Below are 26,095 nucleotides of genomic sequence, written 5' to 3'. Positions count from 1 at the left end.
TCCGCAACCATCGCGCCGATTTCCTCGAGGCGCTATTGTACCAAGGTGTCCCCGATACTTTGGGATCGATTGGCGCGCGTAGACACCAAGGTGCAATGGACCGCAACGAGCACCGGAGATATGACGGTCAGACACAGGATACGAAATGGAGTCCGACATGACGCGCTGGCCCGACCGCCGAATCCTCGACTTATTCGGGATTGAAATCCCCATCATTCAAGCGCCCATGGCTGGCTCGACCACGAACGAGATGGTCATTGCCGCTGCACAGGCGGGCGGCCTCGGGTCGCTGCCAAGCGCGTTGTTGAGCATCGATCAGCTAAAGGCGGCTCTGACGAGCATCCGCAGCTCGACGAAGGCTCCTTTGAACGTGAACTTCTTTGCGCATCACACGCCGCCCTCCGATCCAGCCGCGCAGATGCGGTGGAGGGCGCTGCTCGCGCCATATTACGTCGAATCCGGCCTCGATCCAGCGGCGCCGGTGACGGCAGCCGGACGTGCACCGTTCGACTCCGCTTTCTGCGAGGTGGTGGAGGAGTTCAAGCCGGAGATCGTGAGCTTCCATTTCGGCCTGCCGGAGAAGTCCTTGGTGCAGCGAGTGAAGGCGACCGGCGCGAAGATCATCTCGTCGGCCACTACTGTCGCCGAGGCCGTCTGGTTAGAAGAAAACGGCGTCGACGCTGTCGTGGCAATGGGTTTTGAAGCCGGCGGTCATCGCGGAAATTTCCTGACGCATGACATGTCCACGCAGGTCGGAACGATGGCGCTGGTCCCGCAGGTCGTTGACGCGGTGAAGGTCCCCGTCATCGCGGCAGGAGGCATCGCTGACGGCCGAGGCGTGGCGGCCGCCCTGATGCTCGGTGCTTCTGCGGTTCAGATCGGAACTGCGTACCTCTTCTGCCCCAAAGCAAAGATTCCTGCCGTTCATGCGCAGGCGCTCGGTGATGCGCGCGACGACAACACCGCGATCACCAACGTCTTCACCGGCAGGCCCGCCAGAAGCGTTGTCAATCGCATCATGCGCGAGCTCGGGCCGCTCTCCGAAAGCGCTCCACCGTTTCCAACCGCCGCGGCCGCTCTCGCCGCAATCAAGGCGAAAGCGGAGGAGGCGTCCAGGAACGACTTCACGAATCTTTGGTCAGGGCAGGCGGCGAAGCTCGCACCGAGGCTGTCCGCCGGCGATCTGACCCGGCGCCTGTATCAGGATGCCCTCAAAGTCATCGAAGGACGGACGCAAGGCTGAGCCTGGGAAGTGTGTCGGATCGCGCTTCTGATACGGGGGCCGCAGTCGAGTGGCACGCGGGAGGTTGATGGGCTGGCTTCTATTTCCCAACGGTCGCTGTTGAAGAAACGAAAGGATTCGCGATGGAACGGCATTTCGTTGAAATCAGTGGAAGCGAAGCCAAGGCCGGCGACGGTAGCCCTCTCGACGCTCTGATAGAGTTTTATAGAGCCTTCAACAGCGGAGACATGGCCGGGCTGGAGTCGGTCTGGTTCGACGGGGAGGCTCCAAGCATGGACAATCCCATCGGCGGCATCCGCCGAGGGTGGCCTTCGATCTCCCAAGGCTATTCCAGGCTTTTCGAGGGCCAGGCTGAGGTCCGCGTCACCTTTCACGATTTCACGAGCCAGGGTGGCGCCGACTGGCATCTCTTCGTCGGTCGCGAGCGAGGCCAATGCAAGACGCCGCGTGAGACGATCGACGTTGCTTTCCGGACGACGCGGTGGTTTGTCCGAAAGGACGATGCCTGGCGGCTGCTCCACCATCACGGATCGGTCGAGGACCCAAAGATGCTTGCCGATTACCAACGGTTGATCTTTAGCGAACGCAAATGACCAAGGGGCAGAGCCGGCGGTTGTCGGCGCTGTCTCGTTCACGACGTGTGGCCATGGCCATAAATCGATAAAGCCGGGACCTTCGAGATTACCCGCGAACTCCGCCAGCCTGATGTGCCCTACATCACCCGCACGATTGGCTCCGTACAATCAACCATCGGCGACCCACACTCCAATGCAGGGAAGGCCGTCTCCAGGCGGATTGGAGACGGCCTTGGCGGATCGTGGGAGGGGGATCCGCGAGCTCCAGCGGCGGGAGGAACACTGGAGCGCTTGCTGCGCAAGCTTATCGCCAACTAGGGAGGCGATAAAACATAGCCTAAGCCGTGACGGCCATTCTGGTAAGTAAACTTAGGTATTGCCCGAATATACCTGATGGCAATTTCGGCAATCACCCGAGAGATTGATAGGAAGCATCCGAGGGCTAAGGACAAACGTCTCGGGCGGTAGCACGGGTCCAATGATCTCCGTCGAAGGCAGTCGGAGAAAAATGGATCGGCGAGGACGCCTCCGACCTCTTTCGCTGACAGTTCTCGGCGTCCCGTCGGAGCCGGCGGCAAAGAGTGGTGCCCCGGCTGGATCCGTGTTTAGTGTAGCGGTGCAGCGCCAAGTTCGAGTTTGGCAGCCATGTTTACGAGCTCTGGCAACGATCGTGCACGCATCTTCCTCATCACCTGCCCGCGGTGGGCCTTGATCGTGATTTCGCTGAGGCTCAGTTCATAGGCGACCTGCTTGTTGAGTAGCCCAGCCACCACGAACTGCATGACCTGGCGCTCGCGCACCGAGAGGGACCGATAACGCCGGTCGAGTTCATTGACCTTGATGGTTGATTCAATGGCGGCCTGTATCTCTTCAAGGAGAGCAACCGTGTTCACCGGCTTCGACATGATTGTAAAGTTGAACCGAGATGCCGTCATGGTCATGCCGCGATGGTCGTGGCTCGTTAGCAGAATGACCGGGCAATGCATCGCATAAAAGCAGATGATCCGGGTGAGAGTCTGGACATCCAGATCGGGCAGATCAGCATCGAGAACGATGCACCCGAAGCTCGAAACGCGTCGGGCGGAGAGAAATTCAACTGCTGATCCGAAGATGTCAGGTCGCCAGCCGCACGACCGCAACTCGTCGGGCAGGATCTCGCCGATCTCATCATTGTTGCTCACGACGGATACGGACGGCGCGTCCGACGTCGATATCTTGTTACTTGGGAATGTCTGAGGCAGACCGCCATTGTACATGCCATTCTCCTCCGGTTCAAAGATGAATTCACGTCGAAGTGGTATCTATGCTTAGAATGCGCCGACAGCGCGAAGCTCGCCAACAAGAATGGCTATTGTCTAAGCCAATACCGCCCGTGAAGCGACTTAAGTGGGTTGAGAGAATCTGAAATATCCTGAAGTATCCGGTGCGGCGTCTCCGCCGTCATGAATCGCCGCGGCGGTTACAGATGCCGCTGAACTATTTGGCATTGGCAAGAGAGATCGGATCGCTTTGGGACAGATCGAACGGGGCCTTTTCGAATTCTGCGGCTGGGAGATGGATCTCGCAAAGCGGGAACTCAGGGCTCTCGGCGCACCCGTTCCGATCGGAAGCCGCGCATTCGACATCCTCGAGGTCCTCGTTGTGGCCGGTGGAGACGCCGTGTCGAAGGAGGATCTGATGCGCCGCGTATGGCCTGGGATCGTCGTAGAGGAGAATACACTCCAGGTCCACATATCGGCCATTCGAAAGGCTCTGGGAAAAGACCGGAATCTGCTCAAGACGATCTCCGGCCGTGGATACCGACTTCTTGGCAACTGGAAATCTGGCGCGCCATCGCTCAACGGAACGGCGCCGTCGGTGAAAACTCATTCAGCCGACGCCCGTTACGTTTCCAAGATCCCGGCGTCGATATCTGATCTTATCGGTCGTGAGAATGCCGTGGCTGAGCTTCTTACGCTCGCATCCGCTTATCGGGTCGTGACGCTGACAGGCCCTGGCGGGATCGGCAAGACGGTACTTGCATCCGAAATCGCCCGTAGTCTTTTGCCCAGCGTCGAAGGAGACGCCTTCTTCATCGAGCTGGTTTCGCTGCAGGACCCCAACCTAGTTCCGACAACCTTGGCTCAAACTCTCGACCTGCAACTTCAAGGTGACGAAATCTCGGCCCAGGTCGTCGCGCGTTGCATTGGTGGGCGAACGATGCTGCTCGTTGTCGACAACTGCGAACACGTCATCGATGCTGCGGCAGCGATGATCGAGGCACTTGTCCGCACGTGCCCAAATGTGACGGTCCTTGCGACAAGTCGAGAATTGCTGAGGATCGAGGGAGAGTTCGCTTATCGCGTCCCACCTTTGGAGGTGCCAGCTAGGGAGGAGGCGACCAGCGCTCTGGAGCACAGCGCCATCCAACTCTTCGTGGCGCGCGCTCGAGCGCTGCAACGGGATTTCGCGGACGACACGGAAAAGCTCTTGGCCATTGCCGGGATTTGTCGGCATCTCGACGGCATACCGCTGGCAATCGAATTTGCAGCGGCACGTGCTGCGACGCTGGGAATAGAGCAGATCGCCGGCCGGCTCGACGATCGTTTCGTGCTGCTCACTGGCGGGCGCCGGACGGCACTGCCTCGTCATCAGACGCTCCGCGCTACCCTGGACTGGAGCTATCAACTTCTGCCGGACGCGGAACGGGAATTGCTTTGTAGCCTGGCGACTTTTCCCGGCGGCTTTACTCTGGACGCGGCGGTAGCGGTCAGCGGCGACGGGGAAGCGGAAACGGCGCTCGTGATATCAAATCTCGTCTCAAAATCTTTGATCGCATTCGACGGTTTCGACGCTGCTCCGCGCTGGCGCCTTCTTGAGACTGTGCGGGTCTACTCGCTGGAAAAGCTGGGAGCTCGGGACGAGTTTCGGCGAACAATGTCTCGAGTTACGAAATACTTCCTCAAGCTGTTTAAACCTTTTTCGGAGGAGCGCTCCCTTCAGACGGCGCTCGACAATATCGGTCGCTATCGAAAGGAGACCGACAACGTGCGTGCGGCCTTGAGATGGGCGTTCTCGGAAAGCGGCGATGGCGTGCTCGGCGCGAAGCTTGCTGCCGCGTCAAGCGACTTTTGGACGGCAATATCGCTGGTCTCCGAAGCTGGCGACTGGGCTGAGCGCGCGCTGGAGAACATCGGGGAAGAAAACGGCTCGCGCACCGAGATGGTCTTGCGATGTGCTCTGGGATACGCGCTCATCTACACTCAGGGAATGAACAAGCGCGGAAAGGAAGTACTCACCGGCGCGCTGGCACTTGCCAGGGATCTGAACGATTACGACTATCGCCAGCGCCTAACCTGCGCCCTGTGGCTCTTCTCCGCCCGCTCGGCGGAATTGAGCGACGCTCTAGCCTATGCGCGCGAATATGAGGGGGCAGTTGAAGAACACGATGTGCGCGGACGCGCAACGGCCTCATGGCTTGTAGGCATTCCCCAGACCTATCAGGCGCTCCATCAAGAAGCCGGCGAGAGGCTTGAATGGGCGGCCACACACTATCCGCTGGTGAACCGCCGGACAGACTTGCTGCGATTGGAAGCGGACGTACGAACGTCTTCTCTGGCTCACAACACAGTGAACCTGATCGCAGGTGGCCGACTGGACGCCGCAACACTTACGGCAGAGGTCGCCATACAGGAGGCCCGAGAGACACGGCAGCCTTTCGTCCTCTGCGTCGCGCTCGCATGGTCGGCTTCCTTCGTTTCGTTAACGCTTAACGATCTGGACCGCGCGCAGGAATGGGGCGAGGAGCTTTTAGCGGAGGCATCCAAGCACTGTCTTCGACCCTTCCATGCCGCCGGCTTGTGCATCAAGGGCAGTCTCGCCTATCGAACGGGTAGCCCGGCAGAGGGTATCGAGGCTCTTCGCACCGGCCTCGTGGAACTGCGTAGTGGGGCCTACCTGTTGTTCTATCCTTTCTACCTCTGTGAGTTCGCAGCTGCGCTACAGTCAATGGGGCGTTTCAACGAGGCTTTGAACGAGGTCGCCAACGCGTTGCTGTTCTCGGAAGAGAAAGGCTACCGTTGGATGGTGCCCGAAATCCTGAGGCGGAAAGCAGAAGTGCTCAAGGCGCAAGGCTCAAGCGAGACGTCCCTGATCGAAGGTCTCTTTCAACAGGCGATGGCGGAAGCGGCGAAGCAGGGAGCACTGTATTGGGAATTGAACGCGGGCGTCAGCCTTGGTGCGTTCCGCCAGGCAAGCGTTCCGAGTGTTCTGCTTCCTGTCTATCGGCGATTCACTGAGGGCTTCAGCAGTCCGAGGCTTCTCGAGGCAAAGGCATTGATCGAGGCATCGGCTGTGTGAAGCTGCCATGGAACCGACGGACGTCGTTTTCGGTCCCTCACGACCGACGAGCAGCGCCGGCGTCTGTGGGCAGGCGCTATGACTGGTTGTCTCAGGTGGCAGGGGCCACGGGCTCCGTGGTTTTCAGCGCATCGACAATCTGCTCAGTGGTTACGATCGCGCTCGCATAGTTCGGCATATTGATCACCAGCGCCGCGTGCATCATCTCGTCGGAGTAGTCGGCGACGGCGTCCTTCACGACTGTCACGTCGTATCCAAGCTCTGCCGCGAAACGCACGGTCGCCTCGATGCAGGTGTGTGCGATCAGCCCGATGACAATGAGTTTGTGAATGCCCTGCCTCTTGAGCTGCAGATCGAGATCGGTGTTGGCAAAGCCGCTGGAGCACCAATGCTCCGAGGCGACAATCTCGCGGGACGCGGGTACAAACTCGGCCTTGAACTCTCCGCCCCAGGTCCCGTATTCAAAACTCCTACGGCTCCACGCAAGCTTTTGAATAGGCGCAATGTACTTCCAGTTCTTGTAGTCGCCTTCGCGGTACCTGTGGTGCATGGCAAAGAAGACGGGAATCTTGACCTGTCGTGCCGTACTGAGGATTTGCTCCATGTGCGGCACGCAATTGTTGGCTTCGGCGACTTCCTTGATGCGTGGCCAGATCTTGCCGCCTTCAGAGATGAAGTCGTTGTACGGGTCGACCACCAGAAGACCGGTGATGCCGCGCTCGTAGGACAGATGCATGATTATCGGCTCCTTTGGGCTTCAGGCTGCTTTCGACGGCTGTTGGCTGCGAAGCGCGTGGCGCTCGATGCTGGCTGCGAACAGTGGCGTCTCGCCCTTGTTATGGGCGATCGACATCGGCTGGCGCTGCGTGCGGAAGATCTCGAAAGGAATGCCCTGCCGGTCGAGAGAGGCGAGCATGTCCGGGGTCGCGAAGGACTGAACCCGGTTGGTAAATTCGCAGTGATATTTGTCGATTGCCTTGACGCTTAGTTCCCAGGTCACGTGAATGGCTACCCGGCCCGTCGGCGTGAACACATCAGAGTCGGAATCAAGGATCAGATGATCCTTTTCGCCGAGCGTTTCGACGTAGTGCTGCACCATCAGGCTGCCGCCGATCGTTTCGACGTTGATCGACATGCGCGTACCGTCTGGAGCGGTAGTGAAGCCAGCAGCGATATGGGCGGGCGAACAGCCCTGGTATTCCTTTTCGGGCAGCGTGAAGCACCACGTCGGGATGTCGATCTTCTCGATCGACGCGTTGATGATGGCCGTGAAGCTGGAATCGACGATCTGCTTGTCTGACATTGTCTTTCTCCTTCATCCAATGGGTGGGAATTTTGCGGCACCAGGGAACGCCGCAGACGCCGTCACATCGATTTGCGGAGCGGCTTGAAGGCGGCGCGCAGATCGGCCGTGAGAAGCATCGGCTGCTCCCAGGCTGCGAAATGGCCGCCCTTGGGAGGCCGGTTGTAGAAGATGAGCTTCGGGTATGCCTTCTCGGCCCAGCTCTGGGGAGCCTGGTAAATCTCGTCCGGGAAGGCACTGACCGCGACCGATATCTTGATGCCGCGCGGATCGAAGAAACCACCCGAAGGGAAGTGCGCGTTATCCCAGTACAGGCGGGCGGAAGAGATCGCCGTATTGGTCAGCCAGTAGAGCGTGATATTGTCGAGGATATCGTCCTTCGTCGGGCCTTCCGTTTTGCCGTCGAAGACGCGAGCGATCATGTCATAGCTGCGGATGTCATGGTCAAGCATCCATGAGGCAAGACCGATCGGTGAGTCGACGATGCCGTAAAGCGTCTGCGGGCGGTTGTTCATCTCGATGGCGTAGCCAAGACCATTCTTGTAGAAATCGTCGAGCTGGTCCCACGCGCGCTTTTCATCAGGCGTGAGGTTGGCAGGCGGCGTGCCGGCTGACAGCGCCTTGGATATGTCGGCGGGAACGGTTGCTGCCATGTTGGTATGGATGCCGAGCAATCCCGGAGGCTCTTGCACAGCCATCAGCTCGGTAACGGCGTTGCCCCAGTCGCCGCCCTGCGCGACGTATTTTGGGTAGCCGAGGCGCTGCATCAGTACAGCCCATGCCTTGGCAATGCGGGGAGGGTTCCATCCGGGCTCTGTCGGTTTGCCGGAGAAGCCGTAACCCGGAAGCGATGGGATGACGACGTGGAAGGCGTCGTCGGCGCTGCCGCCGTGCGCGGTCGGATCGGTCAGGGGCTCGATGATTTTTAGCTGTTCGATGATGGAACCGGGCCATCCATGGGTGACAAGGATCGGCAGGGCATTTGCGTGCTTAGATTTCACATGGATGAAGTGAAAGTCCAACCCGTCGATCTTCGTGGTGAACTGCGGGTAGGAGTTCAGTTTCGTTTCGATTTTGCGCCAGTCGTAGTGCTTGGCCCAGTGGTCGGCGAGCTTCCTGATGGTAGCGAGCTGGACGCCCTGCGAGTGATCCTCGACCGTTTCCCGGTCAGGCCACCTGGTCGCCGCGACCCGCTGGGCAAGATCGGATAGCTCCGCATCCTTAGCCGAGAATCGAAATGGTTTGATCGCGTTTGGATCGCCACTCGCGGCAAACGCTTCAGGAAGCACGCCCAATGCACTGATTGATGCTGCCACTGCGAGAAGTGTACGGCGCGAAACCGCCGGTTGGTTATGGGACATGAGAGCCTCCTGGAGTTAGTTTGCTGGCGAGTAACAAGTCACCAAAGAGGAAATGCAGCCATTGAACTAAGGTATCGGCGACACCTTCGTATAGTGGAATCGAGAGCACGTTTGGATGTTCGTATTCAGCTCTGTCCGCTATGGTTCCGATCGATGCAGCCAACCTGAGAACATCGTCGCTCCGGTTTGGCCATTGGCTAGTGGATCGCGGTTACCGTCGTCTGGCTTCGCTTCAGGTACTGCGCGAACGAGGGTTTTCAGCGCACGGTGTTACCCAATACCAAGGTGTTGCCAATACCAACGTGCAAGTGCGCTTCCTGGCAATCGTCGGCATACTTTCCTAATGCAGCCGGTTTCGCTGCGTAACGGCAAAGGAAGGAGCCGACAGATGAAGATCCTGATGGTTTTCACATCGCATGACATACTCGGAAGCACCGGCCGCAAGACGGGCTTCTGGCTCGAGGAAGGCGCAGCACCATATTACGTCTTTCGCGACGCCGGCATCGATCTGACGCTCGCCTCGCCGAAGGGCGGTCAACCGCCAGTCGACCCGAAGAGCGATCTGCCCGAAAACCAGACCGCCGCGATGGCTCGCTTCAAGAAAGATCCGGACGCGCAGCAGGTGTTCGCGACGACGAAAAAGCTGAAGGATATGCGGTCGGACGATTTCGACGCGGTCTTCTATCCTGGCGGCCACGGGCCGATGTGGGATCTTGCCGAGGATCCGGACTCAATCACCTTGATCGAATCCTTCTATAACGCCGGAAAGCCTGTCGCGGCGGTGTGCCACGCGCCTGGCGTCTTGCATCGCGTGACCTACAAGGGGGAGCCGATCGTCAAGGGAAAGCGCGTCACAGGGTTCACCAACACCGAGGAGGAGGAGGTTCAACTGACCAACGTCGTGCCATTCCTTGTTGAGGATGAACTGAAACGGCTCGGCGGACTTTTCGAGAAGAAAGACAACTGGCAACCCTTTGCCATCACCGACGGTCGGCTCATCACCGGCCAGAACCCTGCCTCGTCCACCTCAGGTGCGCAGGCCCTCGTCAAGCTTCTGAAAGGCGCAACGGAGCAGACAAGTTCCACGGCTGCGTAACTGGCCATGCGAACTGCGTAACGACAAATCTGCGGTCGCAATTCCAGCCGTTGTGACCGCTCGCAGCCCTGCGCCTTGCCTCGGCGTCGCCAGCCGGCAAATTCATTAGCTCCGCTACGGCTGCCAGGCCTCAGTTCCTCACGCCGAAGGATTACACGCTGATCATGATCGACTATCAGTCGCAGATGGCTTTTGCGACGAAGAGCATCGATGCCGTCAATCTTCGGAACAACGCAGATCTCGTCGCCCATGGAGCCAAGGGTTTCGGCGTTTCCACCAGTCTGACCACCATGGCTTATGATTGTCCGAAGCAAGTTCTCCGTCTTTGAACCTCGACGTTGAGCGAGGGAACTTTAATGCAGGCAGGCAGTTCTGGTGGCGCAAATCGATATCTAACGGCGATATCCGCGAAATGTTGTGGCTGGTCTCAGCCGCGCCTCAACCTCGATACGAGCAAGCCCACATCGAAATGTTTCAGTTAAAGTAGCAGGCATCACTCGCCTGTCCCATTATGAAGATCAGTCGATGATGTATGCGAGTAGGGAGATCACCGATGGTCATTTCGTGGGTTGAAGTGAAAGATCGGATGCAGCAGGGTTATCGATATCCTCTGACCGCGCCCACGGGCCAAGACTTCCACCAGGGCTTTGCACCGGAACTGACACCTGCGGAGATGCTAAGGCTAGGTGTATTCGGGGGCAAATACATGACCGATTGCGCGGACGAATTCCCCAAAGAATGGTTCGCCGCGGCCAAGATTTCATCCTGGTATGATCCGAGTTTGAATTTTTTCGGCGTGGGTGCCAGCCAACCACTTAGCGTCTGGCGAGCCAAAGGCTGGATATATCCGGACGATCCCCGCGGGTGGTTTCAATGGTACTGCCGCTATTTCCTAGGCCGCAGGTTACCCGGCGAGGATGAACGCCAGATTGGGCGTTGGAAGTCTATGAAGCGACATGCATCGCAGCTACGGCGCCACTGCGAGCCCCACGACTGGTTCTGCCGTCCTCGGCAGCGACAGGCACTACTTCAGTGGGCTTATGATAGCCGAGCCCTATGAACGCGCCCGATCCTGCGCCGAGGACGTGGCTGCGACCTTACCGAAAGCTGGCTGGCCTTTCGGCACTGCGGCGGCGAGAGGACATGACCTCCGTTAGTCAGCAACCACCATTTCGCTGATATCGGGGGAGCGCCATCTTCTCGCCGTATCCGCCTCGGCTGCCAGAACTGCATGAACAATGCGAGCGCGCCGCGCCCATGGCGCCAGCGGTGCCACGATGTCAGTACACTCGCCCTTGAGGAAATAGGGTGGGATTACCAGAATGCTCGCGCGACCCGGTGTCTTCGGCGTCAGGAAGCAGGTGCTGACGCTGTTGCATGTCGGCCCTTCTCAGAAGCAGGAAGACAAGGGGCAGCATGCCGAGGTCCATACCGCCCATCTTCCGCCCGATTGTCGGCGCTGTAGTCTGGCTCATAGAACATAACGGTAGCAGCGCACGGATCTTGCTTTAATGTTTCGAGGACACCCGATGGCCCTGAGAACACTGACACTCTTCGCGGGTGCGCTCGCCGGTCTAGTTCTGTTTGCCGCGTTGGAAGGCAAGGTTAGGGCCGAGCCGCAGCCGGCGCTTGCCGAGCAGGCCAGCCCGAAAAATGCCTACGCGGTTCCTGTGCGCCGGGCTGTCCATATTTCTCGGCAGGGAGCCAGTTCGTTCTCGACACTGTTTGAGACTGTGGGAGGTAATCAATCAAGGGTACTGCGCGAGATGAGCGGCGTCTCGATCGTGATGAACAACGATATAGCGGACGCAGTTGAGGCCTATTACGGCAATCCGAAAGCAAAACTTATCTGGGTCGATGGCAGAGGTCCCACCGCCAAGGCAGTGCAGGCGATGAACCTGTTGAAGCAGGCGGATGATTGGGGCCTGAGCACCAGTGACTATGCGGTCGCCACGACGTTTGAGACGGTTCCGCGGGGCTCGCCCGAATACGCGAATTCTTTGGCCCTATTTGAAGCGTCGCTGTCCGGCGAGTTCTTGATGTTTCTGCAGGATAACTACCGCGGGCGGATCGATCCCAACCAGCTCTCCAACTACTATGACTTCAAGCGGAAGCAGGTTGATCTGAAGGCGGCCATCGACCAATTGTCTGCCCATCCGGATCTGATGCCGGTCGTCGACCGGCTTATGCCGAGCAATCCGAAGTTCGCCCAGCTTGCAGCGGAACTTCATTGGCTGCGATCGTCGGGTCAGGGAGGCGATAGCGCCGCCAACATTGATAAGGTCATTGTTGCGATGGAGGAAATCCGTTGGCTGCCTCAGGAGTTTCCTGATCGCTATGTCTTCATCAATCAACCAGCTTACATGGCGTATTACTATGAGCAGGGTCAGTTGGCACTTTCGATGAAGGCCGTAATCGGGCAACAGGATCATCAGACGAACTTCTTCGATGCTTCGATCAAGACTGTTCAGTTCAATCCCGACTGGGGCGTGCCGCAATCGATCATTCGCAACGAGATGCTACCGCATCTGAAGCGCGACCCCGCATATCTCGACAGGGAAGGTTACAAGGTTTCTGTAAATGGAAAGCCGATGTCCTCCGCGAAGGTCGATTGGGCCCAGCCTCTCGAGAACATCTCCGTTGTTCAGCCGCCGGGGCCGGACAATGCACTCGGACAGCTAAAGATACTGTTCCCGAACCCTCACGACATATACATGCACGATACTCCGGCGCGCGGAAAGTTCGCCGCGCAGGATCGAATGTTCAGTCACGGATGCGTACGGTTGGAAAACCCACGCGCAATGGCGGCTGCGGTTCTGAAAACATCCGTTGAATTTGTTGCACAACAGATAGCCGATGGGGAAAAGAAGGAGATGCCGGCACCGGAAGAAGTTCCGGTATATGTCTCATACTTTACAGCATGGCCAACTGCAGACGGCGTCGTGCACTATTTCGATGACATTTACGGTCGTGATGCAGAGACGCTCGCCGCGATATCGATGACGACCTCAAGCCGCAATCAATCCTGAGCGCCCAAACAACGCAGGGCGTCTACGACATCTTCAAGTCAGCCGCGCAAGACTTCGTTGGCTGCCCGGATACCACTTTCCCAGGCACCATGCGCCGTTGAGAAATCCGAGATGTGGGTGGCCTCGCCCGCAAAGAACAGTCGATCATCGACTGGGCGCGCCAATATGTTGCGGGCATCGGAGTGATTTGGGAGCGCATGACTGTAGGAACCGCGTATCCAATCGGTACGACACCACGAAGTCGCGGCCAGTGGCCGCAGATGCCGTCGTATGCCGCTACCCAGCAGGGACGACAACTGTTCAATCGCGAAAGCGAACGCATCCAGCAGCCCCGCACGCTCAATGACCAGGGCACCTGCGCCTCCGAAGAAGCCCTCGATAATCGGTCGGCCAAGCGGACGGATATAGTAGCTGCCAGTTTCGGCGTTGCGGGGATCGCCGAGAAGATGGGTCTCGGGCTCGAGGCCATGGTTCCCGTGCAGTTCGAGGAATAGCTTGTCTGCCAGGCCAAGCGGCAATTGGCTTGATGCGTGAAGATGATCGTCAACTGCCGCATCGAACGCGATCATACCGTTGGCAAGGACGTTGGTCGACGACGTAATCACAGCCTTCTGGGCGCTGATCGCACCGCGGTCAGTCTCCAGCTGGACTCCACGATCGGACAGCGCGATACGGCGCACAGGTGTCGAGGGTCGCAATGCAACATCAGGAATGCTCGAAGAAATCAGAGTGCCGTAGCCTTCGTGAACCCGCCAATTGGCATCTGATGCGGCATTGTCGTATGCAAGGAAGTCTTTGATCGACAGCCGCTCGAGCGGTGTCCCATTCATGTATCCGCTTGTCGCGTCGCAATAGGCATTCCATTCCGCGTTTGCCGGCAGCGCATCGGAAGCACGGTCGCTTGGTTGGCGATCGCTGCGAATGCGGGTTTGGAATGCGTCCCACGCTGCTTCCGCCGCCTTCTGATCTTCCGGCGTGAAGCCCAAATCGCGCCACTGCCGTCGCCATGCCGTCGGGCCGCTTTCGATGGTAAGCCCGGCAGCACGAGCCATCTCGACGAGTGGATTGCGTTCGGCCGAATGAAGCCAACCACAACCCATGTCGAGCGGCATTCCGCTGATCTCAATTGTCCAGGCGCGACCGCCGATGCGGTCACTCGCTTCCAGGAGGATGACCGAGGAGCCGGCGCTGGACAGGGTCCGTGCCGCCGCAATTCCAGCAGCGCCGGCACCGACAATCGCTACGTCGTAATCCATGGTCGCCGCTCCGCCTTGAGGCGCTCGTCGCTCGTCTTTGACTGGTTCTACTACCGGGTTCTACAAGGGAATCGATCCCTCTTCAACGCGCGCTAAAGACTGCTACTATTCGGGGCATGACATTCTTCGAAACACTCGTTGCACTGCTTGCTGTCGCAATCCTGCTATTGCAGGTAACCAGACGAATGCGGCTGCCGTATCCCGGCATCCTCGCCGCAGCCGGCGTTGCCGTCGCGGTGTTGCCGGGTGCGCCAGATATACCCATCGACCCTCCAACCGCCCTTGCATTGTTCATCGCCCCCGTACTTGTCGATTCCGCCTACGACTTCCCGCTCGGCGCGGCGCGGCGCATGCTGGTGCCGCTGTTCGTCTACGCGGTTGTGGCAGTGCTGTTCACGGTTGGAGTCGTGGTGTCGATCAGTGCACTTACCGTCGGGTTGCCCATCGCGGTGGCAGTGACGCTCGGTGCGATCGTCGCACCGCCGGATGCAGCTGCGGCCACCGCGGTCCTGTCCAATCTGCCGGTCGACCGCCGGGTCGACGCACTTCTCAAAGGCGAAAGCCTGTTCAACGATGCTACGGCGCTGCTGCTGTTCAGCGCGGCTTTGACCATCCAGGCGAGGGGTGGGTTCGATACTGAAACCGTAGCGCGGATGGCTTTTGCGGCGCCGGGCGGAGTTTTGTTCGGAATTGCCTTCGGGTTTCTGGTTTCACGACTTCGTCCCGTCACCGACAATACGGTTGGCGGCACGCTGCTTCAGTTCGTCTATGCATTCGCGACGTGGCTGATTGCCGAGCGTCTGCACCTCTCTGCCGTGCTGGCAACAGTGGCAAGTGCGATGACACTCGCTACCCTTGCCAAGGTCGATGATCCTCCGCGCATGCGGGTCCACTCGTTTGCCGTCTGGACGACCGTGGTCTTCTTGTTGAACGTGGTTGCCTTTCTGCTGATGGGACTGCAGGCCCGCCGCATTGTTGGCGCCATGTCGGCGGCCGAGCTGGAGAGGGCGATCGGGTTCGCTGCGATCGTCGTCGTAGGCGTTATTGCGTCGCGCTTGGCGATTGCATTCTTTTTTCACGCGGTTGTTGGCTATCGGCATCGGCGCGGTCATGAACTCGCACCCTTTGAACATGGTGAAACGCTGCTGGTTGGGTGGTCGGGTATGCGCGGACTGGTTACCCTTGCCACCGCGTTCGTGTTGCCCGCGGACTTCCCCGAACGAGACCTCGTGGTTTTGACGGCCTTCTCGGTCGTGCTCGCAACACTGGTCATCCAGGGCGCAACTCTCGCGCCCATGATCCGCCTCCTGAAGCTCGGGAGGGAGGACAAGTCGAGGCAGGAAATCCACATGGCACGCAAGTCTCTTGCCCAGGCTGCCCTTGGCCGCCTTGAAGGCGAGAAGGGCCCGGAGGTCGAGGCCATCAGACTAGCCTATCGAGAAATCTGCGAGAGTGGCCCTGGGTCTTTGCCAGCACGCCGTCGTGATCTGGCCCTTGCCGCTGTACTGGCGCAACGCAAACGCCTCGACGAACTGCGCGACGCGGATCGTGTCGGTCCTAGCCAGTATCTTGAACTGCAGGAGGATCTCGACTGGAAGCAGCTTGCCGTGGCTTTGGACGAGGAGCGGCGAATTACCGAGAGTTAGGTGCGCACCAAGAGCGGCTCGCGCCTGGATGAACTCCATTTCCTGGTCCTGATGAAGGACAAGATCCTCGAAATTCAGAGAGTTCTCAGGAGGGTCGAGGTTGGATCATCAGTGGAATGTTTGTCTGGCTAGCCCAAGCGCCTCGCTCCTTGGGCAGCGTTTGCCTGGCGCTCGACTCCGATCATTTCAGGCTGCATTTGTGATCGACATCAAGGCTGGGGAATTCTTTCTGTTGATGCTTCCAACGGTCGTAGCCGTCACCTTTGGCATAAGCTTGACTTTCGACCGTCCGCCAATCCCGCGCATATCGGACGGCAAAACCCTCCACCCCCCATTCCCGGAATTGGTCGACATGCGTCAACTCATGGGCCCACGCACAGGGACTCGCGGCTACACGCGGGTCTCTGAACACAACGACATCGATTAGGGTAACTGCATCTGCAAAACCGCCATGCTCCAGCAAGTAGGCAAGGCTGAAGGAGCTGTCGTTATTGATTTTGTATCTGACGCGATTCATTGAGTCTTCGCTGGCATAGCCGGTCAACTGACGGCGAATGTGTGCAGGTATCGGCAAAGCCTTGTGGATGGCCTCATCGCGGCTCGCAGTGATTACGCTCGCGAGTATCGGGCCGCTCAGAGCATGTGCCTGAAGCTCGTTGAGAGCGTCGACCACACTTTCATTTGCGATGATGACGAAGCTATTGTCCCTGCGGTCAGCCTGATAATGAGCAACGGCGGATGGTCCGTCGAGCATCAGACTAACGGCAACGATGACAGACAGGACCCAGATAGTCGCGCGGCGTCGGTTCATCGCAGTAATTTCTTCTCATCGGTAAGACATGATAGTCCTGTGGATCATCCGCGGCTACTGCGTTGAATTCTCCTATGGATCGCCGAGCCTCGGTCACCCGTATGGGTTTCTCCTCTCATTCCCAGCATGGCGCAATCTAAGATAGCAAGCGAGAACGAGCTATCGATGAAAATCGTCTGATATCAGTGTTATGAATAAAAAACTTGGCGGAAGAGGTGGGATTCGAACCCACGGTACGGTCTCCCGCACGCCGGTTTTCAAGACCGGTTCCTTAAACCACTCGGACACTCTTCCATGCAGTTGATTTGAAGCGGGCTCGAAACCCGCGCACCTGCGGTTGCCTGACGCCATCAGCTCAGGCTATGCAGCGTTTAAAGCCGTTCGGCGGCAGCGTCAACTGGTTCTGTACGGTACCCGAAGGGCCGCGGAGGGGAGAAGCTCCCCGTTGCTGAAACGCCCAGCCGGGCTGAACCGACTGCGTTATTCAGAATCTTAAATTAGTGAATTATTAACCATATTAATTAGAATTGTCCCTATCTTGGCGAAATGCTTCGCAAATTTGCCATGAAGGCCGCATGATTAAAGTCTCGTTAGGTTGGTGGGATTAGGGGTGTCTTGCCCGGATCGGGCAGATTTCTTAACCATAACGGTCTTGAGCGGCGTGGGACATATGAAACGAGAGTACGGGGCGGCGTCATTCGCAACGGGAATGCGATGGGTAGGGCTGTCGCTGATCTGCGCAACGGTTACGGCTTGCGGTTCCTCGCCTACGCCCACAAAGCGCGCTCACGGCAAGGAGTATTTCTCGGAGAAGGAATACGGCGTCAAGGCCAGCCCCCGTGTTGCCACCGGCAACAACATCCCGAAGGGCGGCGGCCGCTATATGGTCGGGGACCCCTACGTGGTGAAGGGGAGGTGGTACTACCCGAAGGAAGATTTCTCCTACAACAAGGTTGGTGTTGCGTCGTGGTACGGCTCGGCCTTTCATGGCCGTTTGACGGCGAACGGCGAAGTCTATGACCAGATGCACCTTTCCGCCGCGCATCCAACGTTTCCGCTGCCGAGCTATGCACGCGTGACGAATACGGAAAACGGCGCGTCCATTATCGTGCGTGTCAACGATCGTGGTCCGTATCACGAAGGGCGCATTATCGACCTGTCCAATAAGACGGCGGATATGCTTGACCTGCAGCACAGCGGTACCGGAAACGTCCGCGTCCAGTATGTGGGGCGTGCCCGGATGGATGGGCATGATATGCCTTATCTGATGGCCTCCTATGTGCCGAAGGGCAGCCGCATTCCGGGCATCAACCCGGGTGGCGGGCAGATTGCCACCGGTGTCATGGTCGCCTCCAACAGCAAGCGCATAACCGCAGACCAGCTCCAGAGCTTCGGCGGTTTCGCGCCCGAGCCGGAGAATGTTCCTGTGCCGGTCTCGGCGACGTCCTATGCCGGCTCGACTCCGAGCGCGCGCTACAATGCTGCGCCTGTCCCGACGTCGATGCCGTCACCGTCTTTTGGCGGCGTCGCGCCCCTGGCGGAGCCGGCGGCCACTCAGATGATCGTCCTCCCGGAATTTGGCCCTTTCCCATATGAACGCCCCTATGGAGGGCAGCGCTCTCTCGCAATGGGGTATCAGGAACAGGGCGCCAAAACTGTTACCGTCGAACTCGCTTTCGACGCCGTGATGGTTCGCAACGACGGCCTCACGCAGGACTCGATCCTGGCATCCGTCAAGCGTCAAAAGACAGCCGCCGCGCGCGGCGAGTAACGGCGGCCATTGCGTCGCTCCAGGTCCGTTGTTAGCATCGTCGAGCTCGACCGAGCTGTGGGGTTTTTCGGTGTTCAAGCGTTTCGTTGGCCTCTGTGTTTGCCTTCTGCCTTTCGCAACGGTTGCCGCTGCCGCGAGCGGTGATGCCAACGCTTCATTCGTGACCAAGGCGGCCCAAGCCTACATGGTCGAGGCGTCTACCCGGACCGTGCTTCTTGCCAAGAACGAGAATCAGACCTTCTCGCCGGCGTCACTCGCGAAGCTGATGACGGTGGATCTCGTCTTCGACGCCCTTTCGAAGAACCAGATCACCCTCGACACGCAGTATCCGGTTTCGGAATACGCCTGGCGAACTGGGGGGGCGCCGTCGCGCACGGCAACGATGTTTGCCGCGCTCAAGTCGAACGTCCGCGTCGAGGATCTGATCAAAGGCATTGCCATTCAGGGCGCCAACGACAGCTGCATCGTTCTCGCTGAAGGCATGAGCGGCAGTGAGCCGGCCTTTGCGGCTGCTATGACGCGGCGTGCTAAAACGCTCGGTATGGAGCGGTCCATCTTCGGGAATTCGACCGGGCTGCCTGACGGCAAAAGCAGGACGACGGCGCTCGACATGGTGACGTTGGCGGCGGAACTGCAAATGTCCTATCCGAACCTCTATTCCTATTTTGCGCAGCCTGATTTCGAGTGGAACAGGATTTTCCAGCGCAACCGCAATCCTTTGCTTGGTTTCGGCATGGGTGTTGATGGCCTGGCGACCGGCTTTGCCGAGGGAGAGGGCTATTCCATCGTCGCCTCCGCCGAACGCGATGGCCGGCGGCTCTTCATGGCCCTGGGCGGCATTGCCTCCGACAAGGAGCGCACCGAAGAGGCCAAGCGTGTGCTCGAATGGGGGCTGACCGCCTTCGAAAGCCGTCAGATTTTCGCCGACGCCGAGGTGATCGGCGAAGCAAGCGTCTACGGTGGAACCTCGCGAAGCGTTGATCTCGTCGCAAAGACGCCCGTGAGTGTCTATTTACCGATCAGCAATCCCGAGCGGCTGTCGGCGCGCATCGTCTACCATTGGCCGTTGATGGCTCCCGTGGAGGCCGGCCATGAAATAGGGACGCTGCGCATCTTCGCGGGCGGTCGCCTGTTGCGTGAGGTACCCCTTTATACGAAGGAGACCGTGGAGGTTGGCTCTTTGAGCCGCCGTGCCGTCGACGCGCTGATGGAACTCGGCGAGACGCTGTTGTTCTCCTGGCTGTGGGATAAGCCCGAACCCACCTGATCGCCGAATTCGCTATTCAGGGTGAGAGTTACCGTCGAGCGGTTTCGCTTTTCGCTGCCTTCCGTTAAATGTACGGCAGTGGTGCGGGTGACCGCCGTAATGCAGGAATTAGTCATTGCCATCCGGTACTGGGTTGTTTGTAACGTTTGAAGGCGGGGAGGGCGCGGGCAAGTCGACGCAGATCCGCCGCCTTGCTGAGTCTCTCCGTGCCCGCGGTCATGACGTGCTTTTGACACGGGAGCCGGGCGGTTCTCCGGGCGCCGAGGCTGTGCGTCACGTGCTTCTTTCGGGTGCTGCCGAAGCCTTTGGAACCCGCATGGAGGCAATCCTCTTCGCAGCGGCACGCAATGATCACGTCGAGGAAGTCATCCGGCCGGCTTTGATGACCGGCAAGGTGGTCCTTTGCGATCGCTTCATGGATTCGTCGCGGGTCTATCAAGGCGTGACCGGGAATCTTGAGTCGGAATTCATCGAGGCGCTGCAGCGCGTCGCGGTCAATGGTATCGTTCCCGACTGCACGCTTGTCTTCGATCTGCCGGCGCTGGCGGGTCTCGAGCGCGCCCGGAGGCGAGGCGCTGCTGGCGACGTCGCCCCGGACCGCTTCGAGAAGGAGGAGCTCGAAACCCACGAGAAGCGCCGAGAAGCGTTTCTCGATATCGCCGCCCGGGAGCCTGACCGTTGCCACGTCATCGATGCAACGCGGTCCGAAGAGGTCATTGCCGCCGAGGTTCTGGAGACCGTCTGGCGGCAACTGCCGCATGCGACAGCGACCAAGTTAGCGGAAGCAACTCATGAACGATGAACGACCGGGATTGCTTGACGGTGCCATCTGGCCAGCCGAAAACATGAAGCTATTCGGCCATGATGACGCCGAGGCCTTCCTCGCGCAGTCGTATCGGTCGGGCAAGGGCCACCATGCGATCCTGATCGAGGGACCGCCGGGCGTCGGCAAGGCAACGCTTGCCTTCCGCTTCGCCAATCATGTCCTGACGCATCCGGATCCGGCCGGCGCGCCGGATCGGTTGGAGGATCCGGATCCGGCCTCTCCTGTCAGCCGCCAGATCGCCTCGGGCGCCTCGCATAACCTGCTGCACCTGGCGCGGCCCGTCGATGAAAAGACGGGGAAGATGAAATCCGCAATCACGGTCGATGAGGTCAGGCGGGCAGGGCGCTTCTTCTCGCAGACGTCGGGCACCGGCAATTGGCGCATTGTCATCATCGATCCTGCCGATGACATGAACCGCAATGCCGCGAATGCGATCCTGAAAATCCTCGAGGAGCCGCCGAAACGCGCACTGTTCCTGCTTATCTCCCATGCGCCCGGCAAGCTGCTTCCAACCATTCGTTCGCGCTGCCTGCCGCTGAAGCTCGCGCCGCTTGACGACAGTGCTCTCGGTGCGGCGCTCGCCCATCTCGGTATCGAGGCCAACCGCGACTTGCTTGCGGCGGCAAATGGCAGCGTAGGCGAGGCGCTGAAGCTGGTGAACTACGGCGGCAGCGATATCATCGCTGCTTACAACGATGTATTGGGTGCGCAGGGGGCATCTGCCCGCAGGGCTATGCATCGGCTGGCGGATGCGCTTTCCGGGAAGGACAGTGACACAATCTTTGAATTTTTCACCGGCCACGTCGGCGAGGACTTGATGCAGAAGGCACGGGCTGCGGCGATGGCAGGGCAGGTGGCTGCCGCGGAGAGGCTGGCCCGCCTGCATTCAGACATTGGCGAGCGGCTGACCGTTTCGGATGCCTACAATCTGGATCGCAAGCAGACGATCCTCAGCATCCTTGGAGATATCAAGCAGCCCGGCCCCTGATCAGGTTGCCAGCAGCTTCCATGCGACGACGGCAAGCGTCAGCGCCAGCACGATGCGGATTGTCCGTTCGTGGAGCTTAGGTGCGATCAGGCTGCCCGCGATAATCCCGGGGATCGAGCCGACCAGCAGGGCAAACAGCATTCCCCAGTTGATCTCGCCGATCACCCAGTAGCCCATCCCGCCGATCAGTGTCAGCGGGACGGCGTGAACGATATCGGAGCCAACAATTTCGCGAACATCGAGGCGCGGGTAGAGGACCAGCAGTACCGTCACGCCGAGCGCCCCTGCGCCCACCGACGTCAGCGTCACGAGGGTGCCTAGCACCAGCCCGAGGACCATTGTCCAGATGGCGATCGTGAGCGGCTTGGGCGGCGAGCGCTCTCCAATCGAGCGAAGCGCGAGCGCGAGGACTTGCTTGCGAAAGACCAGCATAAACGCGGTCATGACAAGCAACCAACCAAGGGCCATTGTAATCGTGTGGGCGACCTCGACGCTCCTACGATCGACTCCCGCCATCAGCCAGAGCGTCAGCAGGGCGGCCGGGACGCTTCCGGCAGCCAGGCAGCCTACAATGCGCCAATTCACCCTGCCATGCATGCCGTGAACTGCTGTTCCGGCTGTCTTGGTCAAAGCTGCGTAGAGCAGATCGGTTCCGACGGCTGTCGCTGGATGAACCCCGAAGAGAAGTACCAGCAACGGCGTCATCAGCGACCCGCCACCGACACCCGTAATGCCGACCAAGGCGCCGACAAGAAGCCCGGAGAGGGAATAGAGGGGATTGAAGCTGAAAAGGTCGGTCAAATAGGAGACCTCGAGCCCTGCGCGTGAATGGTGCTGCCGAGTGCTGAATATGTCACGTCGCTGATGCCCGCCCTTTGAATTTTCTTTGGGTAGAATGCGCCCAGAATCGAGTCAAGTGCAGCACGCCGGCGAACGGCAAATCGCCTGCTTTCGAAACTTGCTGTTTCGCTTCGCCATGACTTGCGCTAAGAGCGGCTGACAAATTTTATAGAGTAAGCCGGACACGAATGGCCGCCATGACAGAGAAGACACCGTTTTACATCACCACCGCGATTTCATACCCGAACGGCAAGCCGCACATCGGCCATGCCTACGAGCTGATTGCGACGGACGCAATGGCGCGCTACCAGCGCCTCGACGGCAAGGATGTCTTCTTCCTGACGGGTACCGACGAGCACGGCCAGAAGATGCAGCAGACGGCCCGAGCCGAGGGTATGTCGGCCCAGGAGCTTGCAGATCGCAATTCCAGTGCGTTCCAGTCGATGGGGCAGCTCCTCAACGCCTCGAACGACGACTTCATTCGCACGACGCAGGAGCGTCACCACGAGACGTCGCAGAACATCTGGAACCTGATGGCTGACAATGGCGACATCTACAAGGATTCTTATGCCGGCTGGTACTCGGTTCGCGACGAAGCCTACTATCAGGGAAGCGAGACGGAGCTGCGCGCCGATGGCGTGCGCTACGGACCGCAAGGCACGCCTGTCGAATGGGTAGAAGAGGCCAGCTACTTCTTCAAGCTTTCCGAATATCAGGACAAGCTGCTCGCGCACTACGAAGCCAACCCTGACTTCATCGGGCCTGCCGAGCGGCGCAACGAGGTCATCTCCTTCGTCAAGTCGGGACTGAAGGATCTCTCGATTTCACGCACGACCTTCGATTGGGGGATCAAGGTGCCGAACGACCCTGATCACGTCATGTATGTCTGGGTCGATGCCCTGACCAACTACATTACGGCGACCGGGTACATCGAGGATCGCAACGGTCCCCGCGCCAAGTACTGGCCGGCGGACGTTCATATCATCGGCAAGGACATCATCCGCTTCCACGCGGTCTACTGGCCGGCCTTCCTGATGTCCGCCAAGCTGCCGCTTCCCAAGCGCGTCTTCGCGCACGGCTTCCTGCTCAACAAGGGCGAGAAGATGTCGAAGTCGCTCGGCAACGTCGTCGATCCCGTCAATCTGGTGAACCATTTCGGCCTCGACCAGGTGCGCTATTTCTTCCTCCGCGAAGTCTCCTTCGGTCAGGACGGCAGCTACAGCGAAGAGGCGATCGGCACGCGCATCAACTCCGACCTTGCCAACGGCATCGGAAACCTTGCCAGCCGCTCGCTGTCGATGATCGTCAAGAACTGCGACGGCAAGGTCCCGGAATGCGGTCCGCTGACGGACGAGGACAAGACCATGCTGGCGCAGGCCGACGCGCTGCTCGCGTCGACGCGTGACGACATGAACAAGCAGCTGATCCATCGCGCGCTCGCGTCGATCATCGCTGTCGTTTCCGAGACCGACCGCTACTTCGCCGGCCAGGAGCCCTGGGCGCTGAAGAAGACCGATCCGGCACGCATGGGCACCGTGCTCTACGTCACGGCCGAGGTCGTCCGCCAGATTGCCATCCTGTTGCAGCCTTTCGTGCCTGAATCGGCCGGCAAGCTGCTTGATCTGGTTGCGGCCCCTGCCGACAAGCGCGACTTCGCGGCGCTCGGCGAAGCCGGCCGCCTCATCGCAGGCACGGCGCTCGAAGCGCCGAAGCCAGTGTTCCCGCGCTACGTCGCGCCGGAAGCGTGAGGACCTCATGCTGATCGATACGCATTGCCATCTGGATTTCGCCGACTTCGAGGAGCAGCGGGACGAGATCGTCAAGCGCGCCCACGACGCGGGTGTCAAGCAGATGGTGACGATCTCGACGCGGGTGCGCAAGCTGGACGCGCTGCTGGCCATCACCGAGAAATATCCGTCTGTTTTCTGTTCCGTCGGCACGCATCCGAATAATGCGGGCGATGAGCTCGATATCCAGACGGAAGATCTCGTGCGTCTGGCCAATGCCCACGAGAAGATTGTCGCGATCGGCGAGGCCGGCCTTGACTATTTCTACGATACGCAAAAGCCGGAGGACCAGCAGACCGGGCTGCGGCGCCACATTGACGCTTCGCGCGAGACGCAGCTGCCGCTCGTAATCCATAGCCGCAGCGCCGACGGAGACATGGCTGCGATCCTGACAGAGGAAATGGGGAAGGGGGCGTTTCCCTTTATCCTCCATTGCTTCTCGTCTGGCGCTGAACTCGCAAGGATCGGCGTCGACCTGGGCGGCTACGTGTCCTTCTCCGGTATCCTGACCTTCCCGAAGTCGGAGGAACTTCGTGATATCGCCAAAACGGTGCCGCAGGATCGGCTTCTTGTCGAGACCGACGCGCCCTACCTTGCGCCAAAGCGCTGGCGCGGCAAGCGCAACGAACCGTCCTATGTCGTGAACACGGCCGAGGTTCTGGCCGAGACGCTCGGCCTCAGCCATGCCGAGATGGCGCGGATCACCACCGAAAACGCATTCCGCATTTTCTCAAAGATGCCGAGGATCTGACAGCGTGGGCTACAGGCGGCGTTTCACCATTCTCGGCTGTTCGTCGTCGCCCGGCGTTCCACGCATCACTGGCGATTGGGGTGCCTGCGACCCGACCAATCCGAAGAATCGCCGCACCCGCGCGGCGTTCATGGTCCAGCAATATGATGACAACGGCGGCGTCACGACCGTTGTCATCGATACCGGGCCGGATTTTCGCGAGCAGATGATCGCGGCCCGCGTCACTCACATCGACGCCGTCCTCTATACTCATGCCCATGCCGACCACATCCATGGCCTCGACGATCTGCGTGGCTATTTCTATGGCGCGCAGCAGCGGGTTCCGATTCACGCCACGCGTGAGACGATGGACCGCATTCGACAAGGGTTCGGCTACTGCCTTGAAACGCCGCCCGGCAGCAACTATCCGCCGATCGTCGAAGCAAAGGTCATCGGAAGCCTCGACGTCCCGGTGCGGATCAGCGGCGGGGGCGGAACGATCTCGATCCGACCGCACCTGCAGCAGCATGGCGACATATACTCGCTTGGCATTCGCGTTGGCGACGTCGCTTATTGCAGTGATATCAGTGGCTTTCCGCCTGAAACTGTCGAAAAACTTCAAGAGCTCGACGTCCTCATCATCGATGCCTTGCAATATCGCTATCATCCGAGCCATCTGTCGCTCGAGCAATCGCTCGACTGGATTAAGCGCCTGAAGCCGAAACGGGCGATCCTGACCCATATGCATACGCCGCTCGACTATGACACGGTCATGGCCGAAACGCCCGATCATGTGGTTCCGGCTTATGATCAGATGAGCTTCGATATCGAACTGGTCGAACTGGAAAGCGGCTGACGACCTGCATGATGTCGCGCGGCGTAATGATCGCAGTTTGCCTGTTGTTGAGGTGTCGCGGTTTTTATTGTTTCGCTGGCGCTGAAAGCGCGAAGTGATTTAATCGGCACATCAGCATCCAGCGATAAGCGCCGAAAGAAAAAGCGATTTGGCGATGTTGGCGTACGGCTGATAGTTATGAGCCTCTTCGCAGATCTAGATACGCAATGGTTCCATAATCTATCTTATCCGATCTAATGATGTAGCCGCAAAGTTAAAGTGTCCTGTTTCTGCAAAGTAGAAATGTCACTCTCTCCCCGGTTTTGATGACGGCGGAGATTGCAGATGGGATTGATTGCGATGAGCGAGCGTGATCTGCAGCGGATCGAGATT

Annotated in this window: 21 protein-coding genes, 1 tRNA gene and 1 pseudogene; 15 read left to right on the top strand and 8 right to left on the bottom strand. The window is 59.2% G+C overall.

The genetic code is table 11. The features are described from left to right. Window positions 1–157: 157 nt before the first annotated feature. Together IB248_RS28705 and IB248_RS28700 are read left to right on the top strand one after the other, a co-directional pair. The gene (locus tag IB248_RS28705; protein WP_025658975.1) at window positions 158–1,243 is read left to right on the top strand and encodes a nitronate monooxygenase family protein; all 1,086 of its coding nucleotides are present in this window, start codon (window positions 158–160) and stop codon (window positions 1,241–1,243) included. A 122-nt stretch (window positions 1,244–1,365) separates the two neighbouring features. Further along, window positions 1,366–1,836, top strand: coding sequence for a nuclear transport factor 2 family protein (locus tag IB248_RS28700; RefSeq protein WP_192242044.1), 471 nt, complete (start codon window positions 1,366–1,368; stop codon window positions 1,834–1,836). Window positions 1,837–2,423: 587 nt separating this feature from the next. Here the strand turns inward: IB248_RS28700 and IB248_RS28695 are convergent. Continuing rightward, complete coding sequence (locus IB248_RS28695; protein WP_025658973.1) at window positions 2,424–3,074, bottom strand: LuxR C-terminal-related transcriptional regulator; 651 nt, start codon at window positions 3,072–3,074, stop codon at window positions 2,424–2,426. A 253-nt stretch (window positions 3,075–3,327) separates the two neighbouring features. On the opposite strand from IB248_RS28695, the gene IB248_RS28690 reads away from it, so the two are divergent. Beyond that, the gene (locus tag IB248_RS28690; protein ID WP_169684021.1) at window positions 3,328–6,156 is read left to right on the top strand and encodes a winged helix-turn-helix domain-containing protein; all 2,829 of its coding nucleotides are present in this window, start codon (window positions 3,328–3,330) and stop codon (window positions 6,154–6,156) included. Window positions 6,157–6,247: 91 nt separating this feature from the next. Here IB248_RS28690 and IB248_RS28685 read toward each other — a convergent pair whose 3' ends face one another. From IB248_RS28685 to IB248_RS28675, 3 genes are all read right to left on the bottom strand, one after another. Further along, window positions 6,248–6,895, bottom strand: a complete 648-nt coding sequence (locus IB248_RS28685; protein ID WP_169684040.1) for an isochorismatase family cysteine hydrolase — start codon at window positions 6,893–6,895, stop codon at window positions 6,248–6,250. Between the two features lie 18 nt (window positions 6,896–6,913). Next, on the bottom strand, window positions 6,914–7,459 hold the full coding sequence (locus IB248_RS28680) for a hypothetical protein (protein ID WP_169684022.1): 546 nt from the start codon (window positions 7,457–7,459) through the stop codon (window positions 6,914–6,916). Between the two features lie 62 nt (window positions 7,460–7,521). Beyond that, window positions 7,522–8,820: an epoxide hydrolase gene (locus tag IB248_RS28675; protein WP_192242043.1), complete on the bottom strand. Its 1,299-nt coding sequence runs from the start codon at window positions 8,818–8,820 to the stop codon at window positions 7,522–7,524. Between the two features lie 388 nt (window positions 8,821–9,208). On the opposite strand from IB248_RS28675, the gene IB248_RS28670 reads away from it, so the two are divergent. The 4 genes and pseudogenes from IB248_RS28670 (at window position 9,209) to IB248_RS28660 (ending at window position 12,945) form a co-directional block, all read left to right on the top strand. After that, entirely contained in the window at window positions 9,209–9,916 is a 708-nt protein-coding gene (locus tag IB248_RS28670) for a type 1 glutamine amidotransferase domain-containing protein (RefSeq protein ID WP_018855073.1), read from the top strand. Between the two features lie 164 nt (window positions 9,917–10,080). After that, window positions 10,081–10,212, top strand: a pseudogene (locus IB248_RS28665) (hydrolase); the annotation flags it as partial. 257 nt (window positions 10,213–10,469) lie between these two features. Next, a complete protein-coding gene (locus IB248_RS32030) occupies window positions 10,470–10,976 on the top strand; it encodes a hypothetical protein (RefSeq protein WP_018855071.1) in 507 nt (168 codons plus the stop codon). A gap of 469 nt (window positions 10,977–11,445) precedes the next feature. Beyond that, entirely contained in the window at window positions 11,446–12,945 is a 1,500-nt protein-coding gene (locus IB248_RS28660) for a L,D-transpeptidase family protein (protein WP_192242041.1), read from the top strand. Between the two features lie 38 nt (window positions 12,946–12,983). Here the strand turns inward: IB248_RS28660 and IB248_RS28655 are convergent, their stop codons facing one another. Next, window positions 12,984–14,201 carry an NAD(P)/FAD-dependent oxidoreductase gene (locus IB248_RS28655; RefSeq protein ID WP_018855068.1) on the bottom strand — a complete coding sequence of 406 codons (1,218 nt, stop codon included), beginning with the start codon at window positions 14,199–14,201 and terminating at the stop codon, window positions 12,984–12,986. Between the two features lie 116 nt (window positions 14,202–14,317). Here IB248_RS28655 and IB248_RS28650 point away from each other — a divergent pair, with 116 nt between their 5' ends. Further along, complete coding sequence (locus IB248_RS28650; protein WP_169684029.1) at window positions 14,318–15,847, top strand: cation:proton antiporter; 1,530 nt, start codon at window positions 14,318–14,320, stop codon at window positions 15,845–15,847. Window positions 15,848–16,028: 181 nt separating this feature from the next. On the opposite strand, the gene IB248_RS28645 is transcribed toward IB248_RS28650, so the two are convergent. Continuing rightward, window positions 16,029–16,658, bottom strand: coding sequence for a DUF4157 domain-containing protein (locus IB248_RS28645; protein WP_246734588.1), 630 nt, complete (start codon window positions 16,656–16,658; stop codon window positions 16,029–16,031). Window positions 16,659–16,862: 204 nt separating this feature from the next. Continuing rightward, window positions 16,863–16,952: transfer RNA gene (locus tag IB248_RS28640), tRNA-Ser, on the bottom strand. Window positions 16,953–17,328: 376 nt separating this feature from the next. Here IB248_RS28640 and IB248_RS28635 point away from each other — a divergent pair. From IB248_RS28635 to IB248_RS28620, 4 genes are all read left to right on the top strand, one after another. Continuing rightward, a complete protein-coding gene (locus IB248_RS28635) occupies window positions 17,329–18,429 on the top strand; it encodes a septal ring lytic transglycosylase RlpA family protein (RefSeq protein ID WP_192242040.1) in 1,101 nt (366 codons plus the stop codon). A 70-nt stretch (window positions 18,430–18,499) separates the two neighbouring features. Continuing rightward, entirely contained in the window at window positions 18,500–19,696 is a 1,197-nt protein-coding gene (locus IB248_RS28630) for a D-alanyl-D-alanine carboxypeptidase family protein (RefSeq protein ID WP_192242039.1), read from the top strand. 115 nt (window positions 19,697–19,811) lie between these two features. Next, on the top strand, window positions 19,812–20,498 hold the full coding sequence (tmk, locus tag IB248_RS28625; protein ID WP_026371504.1) for a dTMP kinase: 687 nt from the start codon (window positions 19,812–19,814) through the stop codon (window positions 20,496–20,498). Next, window positions 20,488–21,510: a DNA polymerase III subunit delta' gene (locus tag IB248_RS28620; RefSeq protein ID WP_113472154.1), complete on the top strand. Its 1,023-nt coding sequence runs from the start codon at window positions 20,488–20,490 to the stop codon at window positions 21,508–21,510. The genes tmk and IB248_RS28620 overlap by 11 nt, the downstream gene beginning before the upstream one ends. Here IB248_RS28620 and IB248_RS28615 read toward each other — a convergent pair whose 3' ends face one another. After that, window positions 21,511–22,311, bottom strand: coding sequence for a sulfite exporter TauE/SafE family protein (locus IB248_RS28615; RefSeq protein WP_192242038.1), 801 nt, complete (start codon window positions 22,309–22,311; stop codon window positions 21,511–21,513). Between the two features lie 236 nt (window positions 22,312–22,547). Here IB248_RS28615 and metG point away from each other — a divergent pair, with 236 nt between their 5' ends. Genes metG through IB248_RS28600 form a run of 3 tightly spaced genes read left to right on the top strand, consistent with a single transcriptional unit; the run spans window position 22,548 to window position 25,723 of the window. Continuing rightward, on the top strand, window positions 22,548–24,098 hold the full coding sequence (metG, locus tag IB248_RS28610; RefSeq protein WP_026371503.1) for a methionine--tRNA ligase: 1,551 nt from the start codon (window positions 22,548–22,550) through the stop codon (window positions 24,096–24,098). A 7-nt stretch (window positions 24,099–24,105) separates the two neighbouring features. After that, the gene (locus tag IB248_RS28605) at window positions 24,106–24,888 is read left to right on the top strand and encodes a TatD family hydrolase (RefSeq protein WP_113472155.1); all 783 of its coding nucleotides are present in this window, start codon (window positions 24,106–24,108) and stop codon (window positions 24,886–24,888) included. Window positions 24,889–24,892: 4 nt separating this feature from the next. After that, window positions 24,893–25,723: an MBL fold metallo-hydrolase gene (locus tag IB248_RS28600; protein ID WP_192242037.1), complete on the top strand. Its 831-nt coding sequence runs from the start codon at window positions 24,893–24,895 to the stop codon at window positions 25,721–25,723. Window positions 25,724–26,095 lie beyond the last annotated feature (372 nt).

This window comes from Rhizobium sp. RHZ01 (genome assembly GCF_014851595.1).
Classification (GTDB): Bacteria; Pseudomonadota; Alphaproteobacteria; order Rhizobiales; family Rhizobiaceae; genus Rhizobium; species Rhizobium altiplani.
This window is presented reverse-complemented; position numbering and strand designations above follow the sequence as displayed.

Coding starts and splice junctions, on each gene's coding strand:
- IB248_RS28660 (WP_192242041.1), top strand. CDS start 11,446: ATGGCCCTGAGAACACTGACACTCTTCGCGGGTGCGCTCGCCGGTCTA.
- IB248_RS28635 (WP_192242040.1), top strand. CDS start 17,329: ATGAAACGAGAGTACGGGGCGGCGTCATTCGCAACGGGAATGCGATGG.
- IB248_RS28650 (WP_169684029.1), top strand. CDS start 14,318: ATGACATTCTTCGAAACACTCGTTGCACTGCTTGCTGTCGCAATCCTG.
- IB248_RS28620 (WP_113472154.1), top strand. CDS start 20,488: ATGAACGATGAACGACCGGGATTGCTTGACGGTGCCATCTGGCCAGCC.
- IB248_RS28700 (WP_192242044.1), top strand. CDS start 1,366: ATGGAACGGCATTTCGTTGAAATCAGTGGAAGCGAAGCCAAGGCCGGC.
- IB248_RS28705 (WP_025658975.1), top strand. CDS start 158: ATGACGCGCTGGCCCGACCGCCGAATCCTCGACTTATTCGGGATTGAA.
- IB248_RS28675 (WP_192242043.1), bottom strand. CDS start 8,820: ATGTCCCATAACCAACCGGCGGTTTCGCGCCGTACACTTCTCGCAGTG.
- IB248_RS28670 (WP_018855073.1), top strand. CDS start 9,209: ATGAAGATCCTGATGGTTTTCACATCGCATGACATACTCGGAAGCACC.
- metG (WP_026371503.1), top strand. CDS start 22,548: ATGACAGAGAAGACACCGTTTTACATCACCACCGCGATTTCATACCCG.
- IB248_RS28680 (WP_169684022.1), bottom strand. CDS start 7,459: ATGTCAGACAAGCAGATCGTCGATTCCAGCTTCACGGCCATCATCAAC.
- IB248_RS28655 (WP_018855068.1), bottom strand. CDS start 14,201: ATGGATTACGACGTAGCGATTGTCGGTGCCGGCGCTGCTGGAATTGCG.
- IB248_RS28605 (WP_113472155.1), top strand. CDS start 24,106: ATGCTGATCGATACGCATTGCCATCTGGATTTCGCCGACTTCGAGGAG.
- IB248_RS32030 (WP_018855071.1), top strand. CDS start 10,470: ATGGTCATTTCGTGGGTTGAAGTGAAAGATCGGATGCAGCAGGGTTAT.
- IB248_RS28695 (WP_025658973.1), bottom strand. CDS start 3,074: ATGTACAATGGCGGTCTGCCTCAGACATTCCCAAGTAACAAGATATCG.
- IB248_RS28645 (WP_246734588.1), bottom strand. CDS start 16,658: ATGAACCGACGCCGCGCGACTATCTGGGTCCTGTCTGTCATCGTTGCC.